We start from the raw sequence: 1,723 nt of genomic DNA, 5'->3' as shown, positions 1-1,723 counted from the left end.
GACGAGTCCGCCGGGGATCGTGACCCGATCCCCGGCGGCGCCGCTCGGATTCAGACGCGGGCGGTGTCGCTCGGGTCGTCGCTTCGGAAGATCCGGCGGAACGACATCGTCCCGGTCTTCGCGTCGTACGCGCGGGTCGGCAGCCAGGTGAACAGGTGCAGGACCCGGTTGTTCAGCACCTGCAGGCGGCTCTTGCGGGCTTCGCCGTGCAGCCCGTGGATGCGGTAGGTCTCCGGCAACTGCCGCATGTACCGGCCGTAGGAGCGCGGGCTGCTGCGGAAACGGCGTGCCGAGCTGTCGGCGGCCATGCCGACGATGAAGGCGATCCGGTAGCCGGCCTCCCGGCAGCACAGCGACAGATCCAAGTCCTCGTACACGTCCGGGCGGTCGGAGACGGCGTCCCGGATCGTGGGCCACACCGCGGTGCGCAGAACGCTGTTGCCGCCGGTGGCCATGTGCAGACCGACGATTCCGCGCGGGTCGTCGGACTTGGCCCGCACCCGCGCGATGAGCCGCTGATTCGACTTCTCGAAGGTCTTCTTGAACGGAGAGTCGAACGGGGTGAGGGGGCCGGTGGCGAGCACCACGTCGTCGGGCATGTCGGCGAAGAACTCCCGGATGGAGCGGGCCCAGCCGGGGTGCGGAACCGTGTCGGCGTCCAGGCGCGCCGTCAGTTCACTCGTCGAGGCCTCGAATCCGGCGTTGCGCGCGAATATCAGTCCGGGGCGGGTCTCGCTGACCAGACGGATCCGCGGCTCCCGCGCGCTGCACTCGCTGACGATCTCGGCGGTGCGATCGGTCGAACCGTTGTCGACCACGATGATCTCGTTGAGGTCCTCGATCTGTTCGCAGAGACGGGTCAGCGTCTGCGCGATCGAATCCTCCTCGTTGAGCGCCGGAACCATGACGGAGAGAGTTGGGTGAGTCACAAAGCCGAACCCTACCGCCCAATGCGGACAGTTCGGAGTTTGTCGGCGGACAGATCTGGGTGTGTCGGCGTTTCAGATGAATCTGCGATCAGATCCGTCGAATCGGACACGCTACCCGCCCCAAGTCGTGTGTGATCTATATCGCAGACTCAACACTCGCGATGTGGATCGGAAGCTGTAACAGAATGATCGGGGTCGGCCGATAGTCCGTTCAGCTGACAGATTGAAGGCGCCGCTCTTCAACGCCCGTGCCGTGGTACGCGTTGAGCCAGCGGATGGCCGAAGAGACGATGCGAAGGTCCTCATGGGGCCCGACGGTGCGGAGGCGATAGGGGAGAAGGTTCATGAGCGCGGCGAACAGCGCGGCGTTCGCCGAGTGGTCGGAGTAACCGCCGGCCTCGAGGCGGCAAGCGATCTCGTCCGCGAGTTCGGCATAGGTGACCGGCTTGCCCGCGAGGCGGACGGCGACGAGCCGCGGCATCGTGATGCTGCGGTCTTCGATGCGTTCGAGCAGATCGCTACTCATGGTGATCACCTGTACTTCTCTAGCTGCCGCTGTGGTCGTGCGTTTGAATGAGTATGTCCTGCTGACAACGGTCCGCGATAGGGGTTAGTTCCCAGAACTGCTCGCGATCGGTCCGAACGTATGTGCAGGCGGTCCGGTTTGCCGCTGTTTTTGCAGGTGAGCGCGGTGCTGCGGGGCCTCTGTGGCCAAAGTTGCAATTGTTTAACAAAGCACATCGCAGCGCGCGCCCGGCATGTTTTTGCGGAATCGGCCGCCGGGCTGCGATTAT

General features: G+C 64.8%; 2 protein-coding genes. Both read right to left on the bottom strand.

Annotation, left to right across the window (positions count from 1 at the left end):
- Nucleotides 1–50: 50 nt before the first annotated feature.
- On the bottom strand, nt 51–929 hold the full coding sequence (locus Y710_RS00590) for a glycosyltransferase family 2 protein (RefSeq protein WP_062365893.1): 879 nt from the start codon (nt 927–929) through the stop codon (nt 51–53).
- A 211-nt stretch (nt 930–1,140) separates the two neighbouring features.
- On the bottom strand, nt 1,141–1,455 hold the full coding sequence (locus Y710_RS00585; protein WP_156150513.1) for a hypothetical protein: 315 nt from the start codon (nt 1,453–1,455) through the stop codon (nt 1,141–1,143).
- Between the last annotated feature and the right edge of the window lie 268 nt (nt 1,456–1,723).

The organism is Gordonia sp. QH-12, from assembly GCF_001578675.1.
GTDB classification, from domain to species: domain Bacteria; phylum Actinomycetota; class Actinomycetes; order Mycobacteriales; family Mycobacteriaceae; genus Gordonia; species Gordonia sihwensis.
The sequence above is the reverse complement of the archived record's forward strand: the minus strand, read 5'-3'. Positions and strand labels throughout refer to the sequence as shown.

Coding starts and splice junctions, on each gene's coding strand:
- Y710_RS00585 (WP_156150513.1), bottom strand. CDS start 1,455: ATGAGTAGCGATCTGCTCGAACGCATCGAAGACCGCAGCATCACGATG.